Source organism: Actinocatenispora sera (genome assembly GCF_018324685.1).
GTDB lineage: Bacteria > Actinomycetota > Actinomycetes > Mycobacteriales > Micromonosporaceae > Actinocatenispora > Actinocatenispora sera.
This window is the reverse complement of sequence record NZ_AP023354.1, coordinates 1,398,464-1,417,517: the sequence shown is the minus strand read 5'-3', so window position 1 is coordinate 1,417,517 and position 19,054 is coordinate 1,398,464. Positions and strand designations below refer to the sequence as shown.

Annotated in this window: 18 protein-coding genes; 9 read left to right on the top strand and 9 right to left on the bottom strand. The window is 73.5% G+C overall.

What is annotated here, in order from left to right:
* Positions 1-175: 175 nt before the first annotated feature.
* The gene (locus Asera_RS06685; RefSeq protein ID WP_051802013.1) at positions 176-622 is read left to right on the top strand and encodes a hypothetical protein; all 447 of its coding nucleotides are present in this window, start codon (positions 176-178) and stop codon (positions 620-622) included.
* Between the two features lie 88 nt (positions 623-710).
* Here the strand turns inward: Asera_RS06685 and Asera_RS06680 are convergent, their stop codons facing one another.
* The 4 genes from Asera_RS06680 to Asera_RS06665 form a co-directional block, all read right to left on the bottom strand.
* The gene (locus Asera_RS06680; RefSeq protein WP_030445466.1) at positions 711-1,364 is read right to left on the bottom strand and encodes a response regulator; all 654 of its coding nucleotides are present in this window, start codon (positions 1,362-1,364) and stop codon (positions 711-713) included.
* Positions 1,361-2,629 (bottom strand): sensor histidine kinase, encoded by a 1,269-nt coding sequence (locus tag Asera_RS06675; RefSeq protein ID WP_244843764.1) that lies wholly within the window; start codon positions 2,627-2,629, stop codon positions 1,361-1,363. Before Asera_RS06675 ends, Asera_RS06680 begins: the two co-directional genes overlap by 4 nt.
* A gap of 810 nt (positions 2,630-3,439) precedes the next feature.
* Entirely contained in the window at positions 3,440-4,123 is a 684-nt protein-coding gene (locus Asera_RS06670) for an HAD family hydrolase (protein ID WP_084131153.1), read from the bottom strand.
* 64 nt (positions 4,124-4,187) lie between these two features.
* The gene (locus Asera_RS06665; RefSeq protein WP_030445462.1) at positions 4,188-4,670 is read right to left on the bottom strand and encodes a MarR family transcriptional regulator; all 483 of its coding nucleotides are present in this window, start codon (positions 4,668-4,670) and stop codon (positions 4,188-4,190) included.
* A 150-nt stretch (positions 4,671-4,820) separates the two neighbouring features.
* On the opposite strand from Asera_RS06665, the gene Asera_RS06660 reads away from it, so the two are divergent.
* Entirely contained in the window at positions 4,821-5,654 is an 834-nt protein-coding gene (locus Asera_RS06660; RefSeq protein WP_030445461.1) for an NAD(P)H-binding protein, read from the top strand.
* Positions 5,655-5,773: 119 nt separating this feature from the next.
* Here Asera_RS06660 and Asera_RS06655 read toward each other — a convergent pair whose 3' ends face one another.
* Positions 5,774-6,154: a winged helix-turn-helix transcriptional regulator gene (locus Asera_RS06655; RefSeq protein WP_030445460.1), complete on the bottom strand. Its 381-nt coding sequence runs from the start codon at positions 6,152-6,154 to the stop codon at positions 5,774-5,776.
* 80 nt (positions 6,155-6,234) lie between these two features.
* Here Asera_RS06655 and Asera_RS06650 point away from each other — a divergent pair, with 80 nt between their 5' ends.
* Together Asera_RS06650 and Asera_RS06645 are read left to right on the top strand one after the other, a co-directional pair.
* A complete protein-coding gene (locus Asera_RS06650; RefSeq protein ID WP_030445459.1) occupies positions 6,235-7,692 on the top strand; it encodes an MFS transporter in 1,458 nt (485 codons plus the stop codon).
* 209 nt (positions 7,693-7,901) lie between these two features.
* On the top strand, positions 7,902-8,927 hold the full coding sequence (locus Asera_RS06645; protein WP_030445458.1) for a 6-phosphofructokinase: 1,026 nt from the start codon (positions 7,902-7,904) through the stop codon (positions 8,925-8,927).
* A gap of 77 nt (positions 8,928-9,004) precedes the next feature.
* On the opposite strand, the gene Asera_RS06640 is transcribed toward Asera_RS06645, so the two are convergent.
* Complete coding sequence (locus Asera_RS06640) at positions 9,005-10,156, bottom strand: MFS transporter (RefSeq protein ID WP_211255524.1); 1,152 nt, start codon at positions 10,154-10,156, stop codon at positions 9,005-9,007.
* A 182-nt stretch (positions 10,157-10,338) separates the two neighbouring features.
* On the opposite strand from Asera_RS06640, the gene Asera_RS06635 reads away from it, so the two are divergent.
* Positions 10,339-10,686 carry an ArsR/SmtB family transcription factor gene (locus Asera_RS06635; RefSeq protein ID WP_030445456.1) on the top strand — a complete coding sequence of 116 codons (348 nt, stop codon included), beginning with the start codon at positions 10,339-10,341 and terminating at the stop codon, positions 10,684-10,686.
* Between the two features lie 120 nt (positions 10,687-10,806).
* On the opposite strand, the gene Asera_RS06630 is transcribed toward Asera_RS06635, so the two are convergent.
* From Asera_RS06630 to Asera_RS06620, 3 genes are read right to left on the bottom strand one after another with little or no spacing between them, the layout of a single operon-like run.
* On the bottom strand, positions 10,807-11,586 hold the full coding sequence (locus Asera_RS06630) for an SDR family oxidoreductase (protein ID WP_030445455.1): 780 nt from the start codon (positions 11,584-11,586) through the stop codon (positions 10,807-10,809).
* Between the two features lie 24 nt (positions 11,587-11,610).
* Positions 11,611-12,507: a sulfotransferase gene (locus Asera_RS06625; RefSeq protein ID WP_035295934.1), complete on the bottom strand. Its 897-nt coding sequence runs from the start codon at positions 12,505-12,507 to the stop codon at positions 11,611-11,613.
* Positions 12,504-13,757 carry a DegT/DnrJ/EryC1/StrS family aminotransferase gene (locus tag Asera_RS06620; RefSeq protein ID WP_030445453.1) on the bottom strand — a complete coding sequence of 418 codons (1,254 nt, stop codon included), beginning with the start codon at positions 13,755-13,757 and terminating at the stop codon, positions 12,504-12,506. Before Asera_RS06620 ends, Asera_RS06625 begins: the two co-directional genes overlap by 4 nt.
* A 338-nt stretch (positions 13,758-14,095) precedes the next feature.
* Here Asera_RS06620 and Asera_RS06615 point away from each other — a divergent pair, with 338 nt between their 5' ends.
* Genes Asera_RS06615 through Asera_RS06600 form a run of 4 tightly spaced genes read left to right on the top strand, consistent with a single transcriptional unit; the run spans position 14,096 to position 19,015 of the window.
* A complete protein-coding gene (locus Asera_RS06615) occupies positions 14,096-14,995 on the top strand; it encodes a family 3 encapsulin nanocompartment shell protein (protein ID WP_051802009.1) in 900 nt (299 codons plus the stop codon).
* A complete protein-coding gene (locus Asera_RS06610) occupies positions 14,992-15,918 on the top strand; it encodes an ATP-grasp domain-containing protein (protein ID WP_030445451.1) in 927 nt (308 codons plus the stop codon). The genes Asera_RS06615 and Asera_RS06610 overlap by 4 nt, the downstream gene beginning before the upstream one ends.
* A 26-nt stretch (positions 15,919-15,944) precedes the next feature.
* Positions 15,945-17,588 carry an AMP-binding protein gene (locus Asera_RS06605; RefSeq protein WP_030445450.1) on the top strand — a complete coding sequence of 548 codons (1,644 nt, stop codon included), beginning with the start codon at positions 15,945-15,947 and terminating at the stop codon, positions 17,586-17,588.
* Positions 17,585-19,015 (top strand): MFS transporter, encoded by a 1,431-nt coding sequence (locus Asera_RS06600; RefSeq protein WP_035295931.1) that lies wholly within the window; start codon positions 17,585-17,587, stop codon positions 19,013-19,015. Before Asera_RS06605 ends, Asera_RS06600 begins: the two co-directional genes overlap by 4 nt.
* Positions 19,016-19,054: the final 39 nt, after the last annotated feature.

Here is a 19,054-nt window from a genome sequence, read left to right as displayed (position 1 = left end):
GGCAAGCGGTCGTGGGGTACGCCATCGCGGCGGTCCGACTCGCCAGCAGCGACACGCCGCGATCTGTGCGAGAAACCAGTCAGTGTGGCGATTACGACACGAGCGAATCGAAACCAATCGATAACTCGTGCTGAATCATGCAACGGACGGGACCGGATCACAGTGAGGGGTAACCATGAACAAGACGCTCCGCAAGCTCGCCGTCGGCGGCGCGGCGGCGGTGGCGGCGGTCGGCCTCGGCGCCCTGGTGGCTCCGTCCCCGGCGCTCGCCGTCTCGGCCAGCGCGTTGTGCGGCGACAACTACCACAACATCGACTCGCACACGCTGTCGCACAACGGCAGCACCGTCGCGGTGATCTACCTGTCCTACAACGGATCCACCGACTGCGTGGTGACCGAGAAGTACCAGCTCACCAGCTTCGGCACGATCACCGGTGCGTGGGTGCAGCCGGAGGGCTCCACCCAGACCTCCGACGAGTCGTACTACAACTCCTACGCCGGCCCGGTCCGCCGGTCGGCGGCGGGTACCTGCATCAAGTGGGGCGGCGACGCGACCTACCACGTCAGCGGCGACACGTACGCCCTGCTGACCTGGACCAGCGGCTGGTCGCACTGCGGCTGACCGACCGGGGAGATCCGGGGCAGGGCCGGGTTACTTCCCGGCTTGGTCCCGGATCGGCACGCGTCGCGGCCGGTGTCTCCCGGCCGGATCAGGACGGGTCGACGTGGCCGTGTTCCCAGGCCCACGCGGCGATCTCCACCCGGTTGCGCAGCCCGAGCTTGGTCTGGATGCCGGACACGTGGCTCTTCACCGTGCTCAATGAGATGAACAGCTCCGCCGCCACCTCCCGGTTCGTCCGGCCCCGGGCGATCGCGCGGACCACCTCCCGCTCCCGGTCGGACAGCGGCCGGCCGGGCCGGTCGGTGCCACGCGCCGCCGGCGCGAGCCGTTGCAGCAGCCGCAGCGTGATCGACGGTGACACCAGCGCGTCCCCGCGGTGCGCCGCGCGTACCGCCTCGGCGAGCAGCACCGGGCCGGCGTCCTTGAGCACGAAGCCGACCGCACCGCCGCGCAGCGCCCCGTACACGTACTCGTCCAGGTCGAACGTGGTCACCACGACCACCTTCAGCGGCTCCGGCACCCCGGGGCCGGCCAGCGCGCGGGTCACCTCGATGCCGTCCAGCCGCGGCATCCGCACGTCGACCAGGCACACGTCCGGGCGCAGCCGGCGGGCCGCCTCGATCGCCTCGACGCCGTCGGCCGCCTCCGCGACGACGGCGATGTCCGGCTGCGCGTCCAGGATCAGCCGCAGCCCGCCGCGCACCAGCGCCTGGTCGTCGGCCAGCAGCACCCGGATGCTCACCGCGGCTCACCCACCGGTACCGGCAGGGTGGCGACGACCGACCAGCCGGCGTCCGGCCGCGGGCCCGCCTGCAGGGTGCCGCCCAGCACCTCGATCCGCTCCCGCATGCCGAGCAGCCCGTACCCGCCGGGCCGGCGCCGGGCCCGCACCGCGGCGCCGTCGTCGGTCACCGTGACCGTCAGGTACGGCCCGGCGTCGGTCACCGTCGCCACCACCTCGGTGGGCTGCGCCGCGTGCCGCGCCACGTTCGTCAACGCCTCCTGTACCAGCCGGTGCACGGTGCTGGCCACCTCCACCGGCCAGGCCGGTTCGGGGTCCGGCAGCACCAGCCGCACCGCCGGGCCGTGCACGGCGAACCGCTCCACCAGCTCGCGCAGCTGCGCCGCGCCGACCGGCATCGGGTCGGTCTCCCCCGCACCGTCGCGCAGCAGGCCGAGCACCCGGCGCATCGCGGCGAGCGCGTCGGCGCCGGCGCTCTCGATCCGGGCCAGCGCCTCGTCCAGCCGCGCCCCGTCCACGCCAACCAGCCGGGCCTCGTCACCGCTGGTCAGACCAGCCCCGGCACCGGTGGTCTGCCCGGGACCGGCAGCACTGACCAGCCCGGTCCCGTCGCCACCAGCCCGCTCGGCCCCGGCGCCGCCGACCAGCAGGCGGGCCGCCTGGGTCTGCAGGACGATGCCGGTGACGTGGTGCGCGACCACCTCGTGCAGCTCGCGGGCCAGCGCCAGCCGCTCGTCCCGGCGTACCTGCTCGGCGGCGGCACGGCGGCGCAGGTCGAGCAGCCGCAGCAACAGCCCGCCGGCGACCGCGGCGAGGACCCCGACCGCGTCCAGCAGGACCAGGTTCGTACCACCCGGGGCGACGAGCAGCGCGGCCGACCAGCTGCCCGCGGCCAGGACGAGTCCGCACGCCGCCACGGCCGTCGCGCGGCGCGGCGGCAGCACCCGTACCGCGGCGGCGACCAGGACCGCCAGCGCCAGCGCCAGCGTCGGGCTCGGCTCCCGGGGCAGCCCGGCCACCAGCGCCACCGGTACCGCCAGCGCCGCCGCGGCGAGCCCGACCGCGGCGGCGACCGTACGGTTGCGGTGCCGGCACACCGCGGCCGCGCCGACCACCGCGCCGACCGCGACGTCGAAGATCCAGTACCCGCCGCCCCAGCTGGTGCCGATCGCCACCGCCTGCACGCCGAGCCCGGCGGCGAGCAGCCCGGCCAGCGCCACCCGGCCCGCCCACCGCAGCGCACCGGCCCCCGTCCGTTCCGCCACGTCGATCACGGTACGCAGTCGGCCGCCCGGCCGAACCGGTCAGAAGTACGACGCGCACCCGCGCCGGCCGTGCTTCGGACCGATGTGGCTCGCGGGGTTCCCGCCGACGATGGCCGGCATGGCTACCGAATCACGCTCCGTACCCGAACGCACGGCGACCACGCCGACCGCGCCGTCGGGCCGGGTCTCGGCGCTCGACGTGCTGCGCGGGTTCGCCCTGTGCGGGATCCTCGTCGTCAACGTGCAGCCGATCGCCAACGCCGGCGCGCGGGTGCTGGACGATACCGGTACCTCGACGCAGTGGCCCGGCCTGCTGTTCGACCAGCGGTTCTTTCCGATCTTCTCGCTGCTGTTCGGGATCGGGTTCGCGCTGCTGCTGCGCTCGGCCGGGCAGCGCGTCGCCCGGCCCCGGGTCGTACTGCTGCGCAGGCTGCTGGTGCTGCTCGCCGTCGGGCTGGCGCACCACCTGCTGCTGTGGCAGGGCGACATCCTCACCGTCTACGCGGTCGTCGGGCTGGCCGTACTGCTGCCGCTGTCGTTCGCGCCGCGCTGGCTGACGGCGGCGCTGGCGGTGCCGGTGCTCGCCGCCGGGCTGCTCGTCGGCACCGGGTTCTTCTCGCTGATCCCGGGGCTGTTCCTGGTCGGCGCGGCGCTCACCCGGTACGGCGTGGTGGACCGGCTGGACCGGGCTCGGCTCGCGCCGTGGCTGCTGCTGCTCGCGTTCGCGGCGGCCACCGCACCGGTGCTGTACGTGCAGGTGACGAACGGCGGGCCGCGCGCCTTCGCGCTCGCCGGGCTGCTCACCGCCGGTCAGCGGTCGCCGGCGGGCGGGCGGTGGTCGCGCAGCACGCCGGGAAGTTCGTCGAGGTGCGCCAGCGTGCGACCGGGCCACGCCGGGTCCCGGTCCACGAACTGCGCGGTGCGCAGCGCGGTCATCCCGACGCCGGCGGCGCCGGCCAGTTCGCCGTCCGCGCCGTCGCCGACGAACACGCAGTCGGCCGGGCGGACCCCGAGCCGGTCGGCGGCCAGCCGGTAGATCGCCGGGTCCGGCTTGACCAGCCGGACCGTGCAGGAGAACACGGCGGTGTCGAACCGTTCGGCCAGCGGGCTGTCCGGCCAGGCCTCGGCCGTCTCGGCGGTGGCGTTGCTGATCAGCGCGAGCTGCCGGCCGTCGGCCCGGAGCCGGTCGAGCACTGCCAGAGTCGGCGCGGGGACGGCGTTCAGCACCCGGCCGGCGAACGTTCGGCGCAGTTCGGCGGCGGCGGTGACCTGCGCGTCGGTCGGGTCGGCGCCGAGCCCGCGAGCAAGGACGCGCACCGCCTCGGTCAGGCTCCACCGCACCTGCCGGTCCCGCCAGCTGTCGTGGTACGCCTCGACCAGCGCGCCGGGCGCGACCCCGAGCACCGTGGCCATCTCCCGCACGACCTGGTCCCGGCCCTCGTCGGCGCCGTGCAGCAGCGTGTTGAACAGATCGAAGATCACCGGTACTGGCACCACCGGATGATAGGCGGCGGCCGTGCCGCGACCCGACCCACCGCCGACCGGGCGACGGTACCGGTTACCTGTTCTCGGCGACGGTGTCGGCGGCGTCGGTGGCGGCCCGGGTGGCGCGGTCGAGGAAGTCGGCCAGCAGTTCCAGCTGCTCCGGCGTGTACCGGGCGAGGATCTGGTCGAGCGACCGGTTCATCGGCCCGTACAGCCGGAGGATCTCGGCGTTGCGTTCGCGTACCGGGGTCAGCACGACGGCGCGGCGGTCGACCGGGTCGCGGTCCCGGGTGATCCACCCGGCACTCTCCAGCCGGTTGAGGATGCCGGTCAGCGTCGCCGGATGGACCCCGGCGTGCCGGGCGAGCGCGGTCGGGGTCAGCGGCGCGTACCGGTCGATGAGGTCCAGGCACTCCAGGTCGACGGCCCGCAGGTCGAGCCGGCCGCCGACGGCCTGGCTGAGCATGCCGAGCCGGCTGCTCAGCGCGCGCAGCCGGGTCCTGATGGTGCCGGCGAGCCGGCGCCGCCCGCCGCCCGCTGCTGCTGCTGTGCTCATCGGCCCCTCGACATCCGTGTTCCTCCGGCCAGGGATTGTACGGACCCGTCCGCCCGGTGGCGATCGACCGTGAATTACGAGACTCATATATTACGAGTATCAAAGTAGATGCTATGGTTCTCGTATCAAATGAGAGAGCCGGAGGTTGACATGATCGTGGTGACCGGGGCGACCGGACTGATCGGCCGCCAGGTGGTCGAAGCCCTTGCCGCACAAGGAAATCCGGTGCGTGCGGTGACGCGCAACCCGGACGCGACGATGCCGCCCGGCGTCGAGGTCGCCGCACCCGGCCCGGCCGCGTACCGGGGGGCGACGGCGCTGTTCGTCAACGGGCGGGCGGTGCACGACGATGCCGCGGCGGAGGTCGCCCGCGCGGTCGACGCCGGTGCCCGGCGCATCGTCGCGCTGTCGGCGATCAACGTCGACGACGACCCCGCGTACCAGCCGTCCCGGCTCCAGGGCGACCGGAACCGGGAGGCCGAAGCCGCCGCGGTCGGCAGCGGCGTGCCCTGGGTGAGCCTGCGGGCCTGCACGTTCGCCGACAACACCCGGCTGGCCTGGGGGCCGCAGCTGCAGGTCGGCGACGCGGTCCGGTACGGGTACCCGACGTTCCAGGAGGCCCACCTGGACGACCGGGACCTGGCCGAGGTGGCGGTGCGGGCGCTGCTCGACCCCGAGCTGACCGACCGCCGGCTGGTCCTGACCGGGCCCGAGTCGTTGTCGCTCGAGGAGACCCTGGACCAGCTCGGCGAGGTGCTGGACCGCCCGCTGCGCTACGTGGCACTGTCACCGGACGACGCGCACGCCGCGATGGTGGCGCGGGGCCTGCCGGCCGAGTTCGCCACCGCGCTGATGGCCCGCTACGCGCGGTACGACCACACGCCGCATCCGGTCACCGACGACGTCGCAACGGTCCTCGGCCGCCCCGCCCGCACGTTCCGGCAGTGGGCTGCCGACCACACCGCCCTGTTCGCCCGGAACTGACCGCACCCCGCCCGGAGACCGCCCCGCCCGCCGCGAACCCGTCGTCGCCGCCTGCCGCAGCAACCCAGGCGGCGCGCGGCGGCCGGGGCGCCGCGGCGCGGGGCCGGGCGGGTCGCAGCTCAGTGTGCCGCGTCGTACACGGTGCGGGCGGTGGCGATGTCGTCCCGGTGCCGTTCGGCCCAGCTGGTCAGGGTGAACAGCGCGTCGTGCAGCTCCAGCGCCATCGGCGTCGCCACGTACTCGACCTTCGGCGGCACGGTGGGGTGCACGGTGCGGGTGAGCAGCCCGTCGCGCTCCAGGTTGCGCAGCGTCAGGGTGAGCATCCGGCGGCTGATGCCGGTGATGATGCGCTCCAGCTCGGTGAACCGCACCGGCCCGCGGACCGCCTCGACCAGCACGCCGATGCTCCACTTGCCGCCGACCCTGTCTAGTACCTCACGCACCGTGCAGGTGGGGCACTGCGCGACCTGGCTTGGTACATCGCTGGTACTCCGTGACATGGATGTGCCTCCTTCCGCACGACTCGATGGTCACACATGATGGCCTCTGTAACAAGTCGTGCACCATTGGAGGCAAGCCGATGTCCACCTCTCCATCCACCTCCCGCGGCCGGCTGCTCGCCCTGGTGGTGCTGTGCGCCGGACAGCTGATGGTCATCCTGGACGGGACCATCGTGAACGTCGCCCTGCCGACGATCTCCGGCGCGCTGGACTTCGCGCCGGCGAACCTCGCCTGGGTGATGAACGCGTACCTGATCGGGTTCGGCGGGCTGTTGCCGCTGGCCGGCCGGCTCGGCGACCTGATCGGCCGCAAGCAGGTGTTCGTGACCGGGCTGGTCGCGTTCGTCGCCGCGTCCGCGCTGTGCGCCGCGGCGGTGAACCAGGTGATGCTGATCGCCGCCCGGTTCGTGCAGGGCGCCGGTGGCGCGCTCGCCTCGGCGATGGTCCTCGGCATGCTGGTCACGCTGTACGAGCAGCCGCGGGAGCGGGCCCGCGCGATCGGCGCGTTCACGTTCGTCGGCTCCGGTGGCGCGTCGATCGGCATCATCGCCGGCGGGGTGCTCACCCAGACGGTCGGCTGGCACTGGATCTTCCTGGTCAACGTGCCGATCGGGCTGGCCGCCGCGGTCCTCGCCGCCCGGGTACTGCCGGCCGAGCGCGGTCTCGGCCTGCGCGCCGGTGCGGACGCGGCCGGGGCGGTGCTGGTGACCGCCGGGCTGATGCTCGGCGTGTACACCATCGTCCGGTCCACCGAACAGCCCTGGCCGTACACGCTGGGTACCGGGGCCGCCGCCGTCGTGCTGCTCGCCGGGTTCGTGCTGCGACAGGCTCGGGCGGCGACGCCGCTGCTGCCGCTGCGGGTCTTCGCGGTACGGTCCGTCGCCGGCGGCAACGCGACCCTGCTGCTGGCGATCGCCGGGATGTTCGGGTTCCAGTTCCTGATCGCGCTCTACCTGCGCGAGGTGCTCGGCTACGACCCGCTGCACACCGGCCTCGCCCTGCTGCCCACCTCGCTGACGATCGCGGTGGTGTCGCTCGGCGTCTCGGCCCGGCTCATCGCCAGGTTCGGCCCGGTACGGGTGCTCGCCGCCGGGCTGGCCACCATCGCGGTCGGGTTCGCGATCCTGACCCGGCTACCCAGCCAGGACGGGTACCCGATGCTGCTGCCGGCGCTGCTGGTGCTCGGCGCCGGGTTCGCCACCGCGATGCCGGCGCTGACCGGGCTGGCGATGTCCGGCGCCGATCCGAGCGATTCGGGCGTGGTGTCCGGGTTGTTCAACACCGTGCAGCAGGTCGCCGGTGCGCTCGGCCTCGCCATCCTGTCCACCGTCGCGGCGGCGCACACCCGGCAGCTGGTCGCCGCCGGTGCCGGAGCGGCGGCGGCGCAGACCGGCGGGTACCGGGTGGCGTTCGTGGTCGCTGGCGGGTTCGTCCTGGTCGCGCTGGCGCTCGCCGTCACCGTCCTCCGCCGGACCGGCGGCGCGCCACGCCCGGTGCCGGTGGACCGGGCCGAGCCGGTGCGTACCGGAAGATCTTGATCGACGGCGCCGGCCGGACCGCGGTTCGTCCGGTCGGCGCCGGGACCGCTCGACGTTCGTTCGACGCCCCGCGGAACGTGGGCAGGCACACTGCGAGCACCGCCCGGCCAGCCCTTACCCTGGTTCGCGAACGAGACCGGTACAGCGCCGTGCCGTCCTGGCATCTGCCGGTGACCGCCGGCAGTCGCGACGGACGAAGGGACGACCAGGTGCGTATCGGTATCTTGACCGGCGGTGGCGACTGCCCCGGCCTCAACGCGGTGATCCGGGCGGTGGTGCTGCGCGCGGTGCGCGACCACGGGTGGCAGGTCACCGGGTTCCGGGACGGCTGGCGCGGCGTGCTGGAGGACCACCACGTCGAGCTGGAGCCGGCCCGGGTGCGCGGCATCCTCGCCCGCGGTGGCACCATCCTCGGCTCGTCCCGGGTCAACCCGGACACGCTGCGGGCCAGCATCGACACGATCCGCTCGGTACTGGCGTCGAACGGCATCGACGCGCTGATCCCGGTCGGCGGCGAGGGCACGCTGCAGGCGGCGCACTGGCTGTCGTCGCACGACATCCCGGTGGTCGGGGTACCGAAGACGATCGACAACGACATCGACTGCACGGACGTCACGTTCGGCTTCGACACCGCGGTGGAGATCGCCACCGACGCGATCGACCGGCTGCACACCACCGCCGAGTCGCACCAGCGGGTGATGGTCGTCGAGGTGATGGGGCGGCACACCGGCTGGATCGCGCTGCACTCGGCGCTCGCCGCCGGCGCCCACCAGGTACTCACGCCGGAGACGCCGTTCGACATCGAGCAGGTGTGCGCGGGACTGCGCCGCCGGTTCGACGAGGGTGACAACTTCGCGGTGCTCGTCGCCGCGGAGGGCGCCACGCCGGCGCCGGGCACCATGCCGTTCGACGAGGGGTACATCGACCAGTTCGGGCACCGCCGGTTCGCCGGCATCGCGCGGCAGCTGCAGGCCGAGATCGGGCGGCGGCTCGACCGCGAGGTCACCACCACCGTGCTGGGGCACCTGCAGCGCGGCGGCACGCCCACCGCCTACGACCGGGTACTGGCGTCGCGGCTCGGCGGGCGTGCCGTGGAGGCGATCCGGAACGGCAAGTACGGCACGATGTCGGCGCTGCGTGGCACGCAGGTCGAGCTGGTACCGCTGGTCGACGCGGTGGCGCGGCTGAAGACCGTCCCCGGCGACACCTGCGCCGAGCTCTCCGCGCTCCTCTGACCGCTGGTTCGGGTCGACGCCCGGACCGCTCCGAAGCTACCGGGCGGGTGAGGTGGTCCGCCGCCGCACGGTGCGGGTCATGCGCTCGGGACGGCAGCGCCGTTGCGGTGGGCGCGGCGGAGCGCGACGAGGACGAGTACGGACAGGACGCAGACGGTTCCGGCGAACCAGCTCACGGCGGTGGTGAGGCCGGTGGCGGTGGCAAGGACGCCCACGCCGAGCACGGGCAGTCCGACGCCGGCGTAGAGAACGACGTAGAAGCTGGAGAGCACTTCGGCCCGGTTGGCGGCCGGGGCGTTGGCGTTCACCGTGGTCAGGCCGCCGAGGAACACCAGTCCGTGACCGACTCCGGACAGGATGGTCGTGACCAGCAGCAGCGCGAAGGAAGGGACGACTCCGACCAGCACCAGGAGCCCCAGCCCGACGGCCAGGATCGGCAGCCCGGCGAGCTGCGGCTGGCGCGGTGGTCGCCGGTAGGCGACGAGTTGGACGGCAGCCGAGCTGGCCAGCATGAGGGCGGCGGTGCCTCCGCCGAGGAGCAGGTTCCTGCTCCCCGTGAGCGTGGCGACGTAGGTCGGGACGAGCGTGAGGAAGAGTCCGATCACCGCGAAGGCGAGGAAGTTGGCGCTCCCGCTGGTCACGAACGTCGCGCGCATCGCGGCCGGGATCCGGGGCCGGCGCGGCCGCCACCGCGCCACCGGTGGCGCGGACGGGATGCGGGCGACCGCGACGGCTGCGGCGGCCAGCAGCACGATCTCGACGACGAACGGCACCACGTCGGGAGCCGGTGACCACTCGGCGATGAGTCCGGCCAGCACCGGGCCGAGGCCCAGCCCGCCCACCGAGAGCACCGTGGAGACCAGCGCCGCCCTACGACGGTTGCCGGTGGGTTCGAGTTCGGTGAGTGCGGCGGTCACCGCCCCGGACGAGGCGCCGACGGCAAGGCCCTGCACGATCCGGGCGGCGAACAGGAAACCGGTACCCGAGGCGAGCGCGAACCCGAGCGACCCCAGACCCGCCAGTGCCAGGGCGGGGAGCAGGATCCGTCGTCGCCCGATCGCGTCTGCGAGCGGCCCGGCCACCAGCAGGGACGGGATGAGAACGGCGACGTAGCTGGCGAAGATCAGGGTGACGACGAACGGTGAGAAGCCGAACCGTGCCTGGTAGGTGTGATACAGCGGGGTCGGCAGGTTGGTCCCGGTGAGCATGACGAGCAGCGTGTACGCCATGGCCCGGAACGGCCACCTGGCGCCGGCTCGCGAGCTGCGACCAACCGGCGCCGCCGGACGGGGCGGCCGAGTGACCCCGGCACCGCCGGGGCCGTACGGCATGGACTCCGATCTCATGTTCATGGTTGCCGAACATAGCAGATGTTCACCTATCCCGAACATGCTCGGGTACGGTGGAGGGCATGGCGAGTAGGACCGCGACCAGACTCGTGCACCCGGCCGTCGGCGAGCTGGAGTTCACCACCGTGCTGACCGCGCTCAGCGACCCCGTCCGGCTGGCGATCGTGGCGCGACTCGCCGAGGTGGAGCCCGATGGCGAGCTCGCCTGCACGACGTTCGCGCTGCCGGTCAGCAAATCCACCCAGAGCGGTCACTTCAGAACCCTGCGCGAGGCAGGAGTGATCCACCAGCGGGACGAAGGGACCAGGCGGCTGAACCGGCTCCGGCGGGCCGACCTCGACGCCCGCTTCCCCGGCTTGCTCGACCTCGTCATCCCGCAGGGGCGCGAGATCGTCGCCTCCTGGGCGTGACCAGGACCGGACGCAGGCACCCGGTCCGGCGCCGGGCCGGCTCCGACCACGCCGCCCCGCCCGCCGGTCGGTTCCGGCGAAGCGGCCGCTCGCCTGTCCGAACGCCGGCGGGTGGGCCGGTCACCAACCCTGGGTGGCGCCGCCGTCGACGAGGACGGTACTGCCGGTGATGAAGCCGGCGCGGTCGCTGGCGAGGAAGGCGGCGGTGGCGGCGAAGTCGTCGGGGTCGCCGAGGCGGCCGACCGGGATGCCGGCGGCGATCCGCGCCAGCCCGGCCTCCGGATCGGTGAACTGGCGCGTCAGCGCCGGGGTGCGGTGGTAGCCGGGGGCGAGCACGTTGATCGTGACGCCGTCCGGACCGATCTCCGGTACCAGCGACTTCGCGTAGCCGACGAGGCCGGGCCGCACCGTGTTGGACAGCCCGTACTGGGGACGCGGTTGGCGGATCGTCTCGGAGGCGACGAGCAGGATCCGGCCCCAGCCGGCGGCCCGCAGCCGCGGCAACACCGCCTGCACGAACCCGATGTGCGCGAGCAGGCACAGTTCCACGGCGTCCCGGTAGGCGTCCAGGCCGAACGCGGTCACCGGGCCGGCGGGTGGACCGCCGGCGTTGCTCACCACGATCCCCGGCTCGCCGAGATCCGTTGCCACCGCGTCGATCCAGCCCTGTACCGCGTCCTGGTCGCGCAGGTCGACCCGGTCGGCACGGACCCGTCCGCTCGGATCGGGCCGGCCGGCCGCAGCGGCGACCCGATCGGCGGCGGCGGCAAGGCGCTGCTCGTCCCGGCCGCTGATCGCGACCCGGGCGCCCTCGGCGGCCAGCGCGGTCGCGACGGCCAGCCCCAGCCCGCTGGTGGCGCCGGAGACCAGCGCCACCCGTCCGGCGATGCCGAGATCCACGCGTACTCCTCTCGTCGTGCGGTGTCAGGCGGTGCCGCGCAGGCGGTAGCCGTACCGGTGCAGCCAGGGCGCGGCGATCGAGGCGGCGACGTACCGGGTGGCGCGCGGCGCGGTGGCCCGCCAGCGCTCGTCCGGCCGGATGGTGACCGGCCCGGTACGCAGCCGGTCCGGGTTGCCGGTGACGGTGTGGTTGGGCGACAGTACGGCGGTGCCGTCGGCGCCGACCGGGGCCGCGTCGGCGAGTCCCCAGTCGGCGAGCACCGCGCCCAGCGTGTCGGCCGGTGCGGCCGCGAAGTCCTCGTACCGCAGCCGCCGGTACCGGTCCGGGAAGGCGCGGCCGACCCGCGCCGACGCCTGCTGGAACGCCACCCAGTAGGCGGTGCTGCGCCAGGCCGGCATGGCCGGGATGTACGCCTTGGGCCGGCGCCACGACTCCGCGATCGCGCGCGGGTCCCGCAGCACGTGCAGCACGTACGGCCGGACCCGGCCGCTGCCGCACAGCGTCGCCGCCTCGGCCGGGAACTTGCCGCTGTCGACGACGATCCGGGCGCCCGACTCGGCCACGATGGCTTCGTAGAGCCGTTCCAGGTCGCGCCGGGCGGCGGCGGTGGCCGAACTCTCGGCCAGCCTCGCGGCGACGTGCCGGGTGCGCAGCAGCCGCCGCTGCCGGTCGAGCAGGTCGGGTACGACGTCCGGGGCGCCCAACCGGCGCAGCACCACAGACCACAGTGGACAGTCGGCGACCCGGGTGCCGCAGCCGCACACGTCGTTGGTGCCGTCGCCCAGCACGCCGTGCCGCCACAGGTACCGGAGCTCGCCGACGTGCACCGCGCCGGGCAGCTCGCCGATCAGGTTCCCGATCAGGGTGGTACCGCTGCGACACCACCCGGTCAGGTAGACGACGACGGGCCGGCCGCTCACGGGAGCCGGCCCGGCAGCGCCGCCGCGACCTTGTCGACCGCGTCGACCAGTTGCGCGCAGTCCTCCTCGGTCAGGTTCGCCGACAGCGGGATGTCGACGGTGCGCGCCACCGCGGCGGTACTCACCGGGTACGCGGACCGGGTCACGGCCGGGTCCGGGAACAGGAACCGCCAGTTCCAGAACGCGCGCACGTTGACGTCGTCCGGGTCGCCGAAGGCGCGCACACCGATCCCCTCCGCGCGCAGCGCGCGGGCGAACCACCAGGCCGACGGTCCGTCCGGCAGCCGCAGCAGGAGCGCCTCGCCGAGGTAGGCACCGGGCGCGACCGGCTGCCGTACCGCGATGTCCGGCCGGCCGCCGAGCGCGGCAGCGACCCGGTCGTAGTTGCGCCGGTGCGCCTCCAGCCGGCCGGGCAGCCGGCCCAGCTGGGCCCGCGCCAGCGCGGCGCGGATCTCGTCCATCCGCCAGCTGAACAGCGGCAGGGACAGGTCGTCCAGGCCCGGCGGATCGGTGAAGTGCCGGGCCATCCGCGACTCGTACGCACCGGAGTAGACCAGCGCCCGGGAGTAGACGGTGGCGTCGTCGGTCAGCAGGAACCCGCCCTCGCCGGTGTTCAACGCCTTGTCCGACTGGGTGGAGAACGCACCGACCCGGCCCCAGGTGCCGAGCGGCCGGCCGGCGAGCCGTACCCCCAGCGCGGGGACCGCGTCCTCGACGATCGGCACCCCGAACTCGTCGGCGATCGCGGTGATGGCGGGCATGTCGGCGGCGAACCCGCGCATGTGCACCACCACGATCGCGCGCGCCCCGGCCGCCATTTTGCGACGCAGGTCGGCGAGATCGAGCTGCAGCTCGTCGTCGCACTCGACCAGGACCGGTCGGTGCCCGGCCAGCAGGATCGCGCTGGGGGTGGCGGCGAACGTGAACGCCGGGCAGATCACGCCGGAGGCCGCCGGCAGGTCCAGCGCCAGCAGGCCCAGCGCCAGCGCGGTGGTACCGCTGGCGCACCCGAGGGCGTGGGTGGCACCGAAGTACCGGCAGAGGGCGGCCTCGAACGCACCGGCCTCGGTCGCCTCGTGCGGCCGCGAGTCGTACCGGAAGTACCGGCGGCTGCGCAGCGCCTGCACCGCGGCGGCGATGTCCTCGTCCGCCACGTAGGCGTCACCGTTGTCGTACGCCGGCCAGGGGCTCGTACGGATCGGGGCACCGCCGTCGATCGCCAGCGTGACGTCCGTGGTGTGGGCGACCATCGGCGGCTCCCTTCACGACCGGTGGCCGGCGTCGGTGCCGCACCACTCCTGCGGGCGCCCGCGCGGGATCGACGCACCAGCGACCACGCAGCGATCGCCGGGCGTACGGATTCGACAGGTCGGGCTCGCATACGAAATCGGATCGGCGTCCGCGGGGCATACCCGGCCACACCGGATACGAGGGATTTCCCCAGTCTTTCCGGGCCGCTCCGGCCGGTGGCTTAGGGTCTCGATTCGAGTCGCCGAGCGGTGCGCCACGCGCTTGCGCGCCGTACTCGTCGGCTCGGCTTGCCTTGGCGCCCAAGGCATCCGGTCCTCGACAACCTGATGGAGGTACGTTGCGCTACCTCGTCGACGATCCCGAGCTGACCAGCCGCACACCGGGCGAGGAGCTGGCCGTGGCGGCCTGCCGGTCCGCGGGCGACACCGCCTCCGCCGTGGTACGGGGAGCGATCGCGCGGCACTTCCCACTCGCCGCCACCCGCCCCCGCCCGCCGGTACGAGACCTGCTCAAGTCGGCCACCATCACGGACGAGTCGGTGTCGTTCGTCGAGGAGCGGCGCGGCTCGCACCAGGTCACCCGCGACACCGAGTACGCGGCGACGCCCGAGGCGCACCAGCTGCCCCGGGCGATCAAGGCGGCGCTCACCGAGGTACGGGTGCGGGTACCGGTACCGGCACAGATCTGCCACGACCCGGCGCTGCTGGCCCGGTTCGTCGACCACCGGGTGATCGTGCGGCTGTGCACGGTGGAGAACGACGTCCTGCTGCACGGCAGCGCCGACGGCGCCATCACCGGCCTGCTCCGGCTGCCCGGCCTGCGCCGGCTGCGTGGCGGCGCCGACCTGCTGGACAGCATCATGGCCGCCGCCGCCGACGTCGAGGACCAGGGCGGTTCCTGCGACGCGCTGGTGCTGCATCCCCGCACGTACTGGCGGCTGGTCGGGCTGGGCGCCCTGCCCACGGTGGACGCGGCCGGGCTGCGCATCACCCGGACCCGGATGATCGCGCCCGACCAGATCCTGCTGGGCGACTTCCGCGCCGGGGTCACGCTGCTGGACGGCAGCGACGGCGGCACCCTCACGCTGCGCCGCGACGGCGAACTGGCCGAGATCGAGGCCGGCGGCCGGGTCGGCCTCGCCGTACACCTGCCGCAGCACTTCGCCCTGCTGGTACTGGCGCCGGAGACGGTGCCGCCGGCCATCGAGGTCATGCCGACGACGGAGGGGGCAGCATGAAGATCGGCATCCTGCTGTGGGACCGCACCGGCATCGACGCGGACGCGCTCGCCCTGCTCGAGTTCGGGAAGCGGCGCGGGCACGAGATGTCCGGGTTCACCCTGGAAGAGGTCGAGTACCGCCGCGACGACGGGCCGGCCACGGTGTGGGCCAACGGCATCGACGTGAACAGCTACGACGCGGTCATCTCCCGGGCGAACCTGATCGGCGACGTCTGGCAGGACGATCTGGCCGCCACCGCCGGCGTGTTCCGGGACCGGACGGAACGGCTCACCATGATCGGCGACGTGCTCGGTCCGCGGCTGTTCGATCCGGTGGACGACTGGTTGTGCGCGGAGAGCAAGTTCCTGATGGCGCAGCGGCTCGCCGCGGGTGGCTTCCCGGTGCCACCGTTTCGCTCGGTCAGCACGGTCGAGGACGTGGCCGCGGCGCTCGCCGACTGGGACGACATCATCCTCAAACCGTCGTACGGGCTGCGCGGCATCGACGTCGAGCGGGTCACCGACCTGGACGCCGACCGGTCCATCGTGGACAGTCAGCTGTCGCGCTACGGCACCGTGATCTGCCAGCCCTTCTACCCCACCCAGTACGGCGAGCTGCGGATCACGGTGTGCGGCGAGGTGACGCCGATCAACATGCTCAAGCTGCCGGCCGCGGGCAGCTGGCGGTGCAAGACGCTGGAGGGCGCGAGCTGGGAGCGGTTCGACGCGCCGGACGACCTGATCGACCTGGCGGTCCGCGCGACCCGGCACCAGGGCCTCACCTGGGCCGGGCTGGACATCCTGCCGACCGCCGACGGCTACCGGATCCTCGAGGTGAACACGGTGCCCGGATTCCTCACCATCTTCGGCGACGGGCCCGCCGCCGAGGGCCACGCGGGCGTCTTCGACTGGATCGAGAAACAGATCGACACGATCGGCTGACCGACGAGCGTTGGGGGACCACGATCATGATGTACGGAGCGGAGTCGTTGCGGCTGCCGAGCGAGGAGCGCGCCGCCGAGTATCGGGCCGCCGGCTGGTGGCGGGACGAGACGTTCCTCGACGACCTGGCCCGGGCGGTCGACACCCGGCCGGACCATCCCGCGATCATCGCGTACCGGGGCGACACGGCGCCCCGGATCATCTCCTACCGCAAGCTCGCCGAGCTGGTCGAACGATTCGCCGGCGCGCTCGCCGCGCTCGGAGTCGGTCGCGGCGACGTGGTCGCCATGTACCTGCCGAACGTCTGGCAGATCACCCCGCTGTGCCTGGCCTGCAACCGGATCGGCGCGGTCAGCGCGGCGATGTTCCCGGCGCTGGAGGAGCACGATCTGCGCTTCACCATGACCGCCACCCGGGCGCCGGTGTGCATCAGCATCGACCGGATGGACGACATGGACGTCGCCGCCCGGGTGGCCGCCGCGGCGCCGGAGACGGTACGGCACCTGGTGGTGATCGGCGCCGATTCCACCGCCGACGCGATCGACTTCACCGAGTACTTCCTCGACACCGCGCATCCGACGCCGGACCCGGCGCTCGCGCTGCGGCCGGACGAGGTCGCCGCGCTGGTCAGCACGTCCGGTACGTCCGGCCAGATGAAGGCGGTCGCCCACACCAGCAACACGCTGTACGCGGCGACCCGGGCCGGTGCGGAGCCGTACGGGCTGGGCCCGGACGACGTGATCGTCACGCCCCACCCGCACCTGCACATGGCCGGCATGACCTACGGCGCGCTGATGCCGTTGCAGCTCAACGCCACCTGGCTGATGATCTACGACCGGCCCTACGACGTGCCGTTGCTGCTGGACACGATCGAGCGGCACTCCGTCACCTGGGCGTACATGGCGCCCGGCTTCCTGGTCGACATGATCGCCGCGCAGCACGAGCGGCCCCGCGACGTCAGCTCGCTGCAGCGCATCGTCTCCGGCTCGGCGCCGCTGCAACCGGACCTGATCGACTCGGTGCGCGACACGTTCCAGGTGCCGGTGCACGCGCTGTGGGGCATGACCGAGAACGCCGCGGTCACCATGACCCGGCCGGACGATCCGGCCGACTGGGCGACCCACAGCGACGGCCGGCCGGTCCCGTGGATGGACATCCGCATCGACGCCGAGGAGGGCGAGGAGGCCGGCCGGTTGCTGGTTCGCGGCGCCTCGCAGTGCCTCGGCTACCTGAACCAGCGCGACGTGTACGAGGCGTGCCTGGAAGGCGACTGGTTCGACACCGGGGACATCGCCCGCCCGGACGGGCGCAACGGCATCCGCATCGTCGGCCGCCGCAGCGACCTGATCATCCGTGCCGACGGGCTGAAGGTACCGGTACTGCTGGTCGAGGGGTTGCTCGCGAAGCATGCCGGGATCAAGGAGCTGGCGCTGATCGGCTACCCCGACCCGGCGGTACCGGGCACCGAGCTGTGCTGCGCCGTCGTCGTCCCGGACGGCACCCCGCCGACGCTCACCGAGCTGCACGACTTCCTCGACCGCGCCGGGCTGACTCGGGAGTTCTGGCCGGACCGGGTGCAGTTCGTGTGGCAGTTGCCGAAGAACTCCGTCGGCAAGATCCAGCGCACGCCGCTGCATCGACGCTTGGAGCTCGCCGCGGAGCCGCGATGACCCGCTTCGTGCAGGCCGGCCGCGCGGCGGGCTCGCGTACCCGGGGCGCCGCGCTGGCCATCATCTGCGCCGCCCAGACGATGTTCGTGCTCGACGCGATGGTCGTGACGGTGGCGCTGCCGCGGATCCAGACCGGGCTGGGGTTCTCCGGCCCGGGACTGGAGTGGGTGGTCAACGCGTACGCCCTGGTGTTCGGTGGGTTGCTGCTGCTCGGCAGCCGCTGCGGGGACGTCTTCGGCCGGCGCCGCATCTTCGTGCTCGGGCTCGGGCTGTTCACCGTCGCCTCGCTCGCCGGGGGACTCGCCCAGTCGCCGTGGCAGCTGGTCGCCGCCCGCGCCCTCCAGGCCGCCGGCGCGGCGGCAGCCAGCCCGGCGACGCTGTCCCTGCTCGCGACCACGTTCCCGGAGGGTGCCGGACGCGGCCGGGCGATCAGCATCTACACCGCGCTGGGCACCGCCGGCGGCGGGATCGGCCTGCTGGCCGGCGGCCTGATCACCAGCGTCGCGTCGTGGCGCTGGATCATGCTGGTCAACGTACCGTTCGGGATCGCCATCGTCGCCCTGGCGTCGCGGCTGCTGGCCGAGCCGGCCCGCAAGCCGGGCCGCTTCGACCTGCCGGGCGCGGTCACCGGCACCCTCGGCATGACCCTCCTGGTGTTCGGCCTCACCCGGGCCGCGGCCGACTCGTCGGGCACCGTGCACTGGGCGGACCCCTCGGTACTGCCGGCGCTCGGCGGCGGGGCGCTGCTGCTGGGCGTGTTCGTCCTGGTGGAGTGGCGCAGTCGGCGCCCGCTGCTGCCGCTGCGGCTGCTCGCCGGCCGGGCCAAGCTGGGCAACTACGCCGCGATCGTGCTGTTCAGCATGGCGATGGAGGGGATCGCGTTCTTCCTCACCCTGTTCGTGCAACGCAGCTGGCACTACAGCACGATGCACACCGCGCTGATCTTCCTGCCGATGACCGCGTTGCTGGTGATCTGTTCCCGGGCGAGCGGCCCGCTGCTGCGTCGCTTCGGTACCCGTCCGGTGATCCTCGGCGGGCTGGCGCTCGCCGCGGCGGGCGTCGCCTGGATGTCCCTGATGGACAGTTCCGGCGGGTACCTGACCGACCTGCTGGTGCCCAGCTCGCTGTGTTACGCCGGGTTCGGCGTGGCCGCACCACCGATGACCGTCGAGGCGCTGGCCAGCGTCGGCGAGCGGGACGCCGGCATCGCGTCCGGGGTGTACAGCTGTGCCCGGCAGCTGGGCGGCGCGGTCGGCCTCGCGCTGCTGGGCAGCATCACCTGGTCGGCCGTCGCGACGCACCAGCTCGAGGTGGACCCGCTGTCGACCGGCATCCGGTACGGCTTCCTGTCCGCCGCCGCGCTCGTCGTGCTGGCGGTGGCCGCCACGGTCGTCGGCACGCTCCGGCGCCCGGCGCCGAGCACCTGACCGTCGCCGCCCTGGTCACCGCAGTACCGGTGGCCAGGG

Bases quoted from the DNA above. Each gene is read 5' to 3' on its own strand.
- Asera_RS06685 (WP_051802013.1), top strand. From the start codon at position 176: ATGAACAAGACGCTCCGCAAGCTCGCCGTCGGCGGCGCGGCGGCGGTG.
- Asera_RS06665 (WP_030445462.1), bottom strand. From the start codon at position 4,670: ATGAGCACAGCAGCAGCAGCGGGCGGCGGGCGGCGCCGGCTCGCCGGC.
- Asera_RS06660 (WP_030445461.1), top strand. From the start codon at position 4,821: ATGATCGTGGTGACCGGGGCGACCGGACTGATCGGCCGCCAGGTGGTC.
- Asera_RS06655 (WP_030445460.1), bottom strand. From the start codon at position 6,154: ATGTCACGGAGTACCAGCGATGTACCAAGCCAGGTCGCGCAGTGCCCC.
- Asera_RS06650 (WP_030445459.1), top strand. From the start codon at position 6,235: ATGTCCACCTCTCCATCCACCTCCCGCGGCCGGCTGCTCGCCCTGGTG.
- Asera_RS06640 (WP_211255524.1), bottom strand. From the start codon at position 10,156: ATGGCGTACACGCTGCTCGTCATGCTCACCGGGACCAACCTGCCGACC.
- Asera_RS06635 (WP_030445456.1), top strand. From the start codon at position 10,339: ATGGCGAGTAGGACCGCGACCAGACTCGTGCACCCGGCCGTCGGCGAG.
- Asera_RS06620 (WP_030445453.1), bottom strand. From the start codon at position 13,757: ATGGTCGCCCACACCACGGACGTCACGCTGGCGATCGACGGCGGTGCC.
- Asera_RS06610 (WP_030445451.1), top strand. From the start codon at position 14,992: ATGAAGATCGGCATCCTGCTGTGGGACCGCACCGGCATCGACGCGGAC.
- Asera_RS06605 (WP_030445450.1), top strand. From the start codon at position 15,945: ATGATGTACGGAGCGGAGTCGTTGCGGCTGCCGAGCGAGGAGCGCGCC.
- Asera_RS06600 (WP_035295931.1), top strand. From the start codon at position 17,585: ATGACCCGCTTCGTGCAGGCCGGCCGCGCGGCGGGCTCGCGTACCCGG.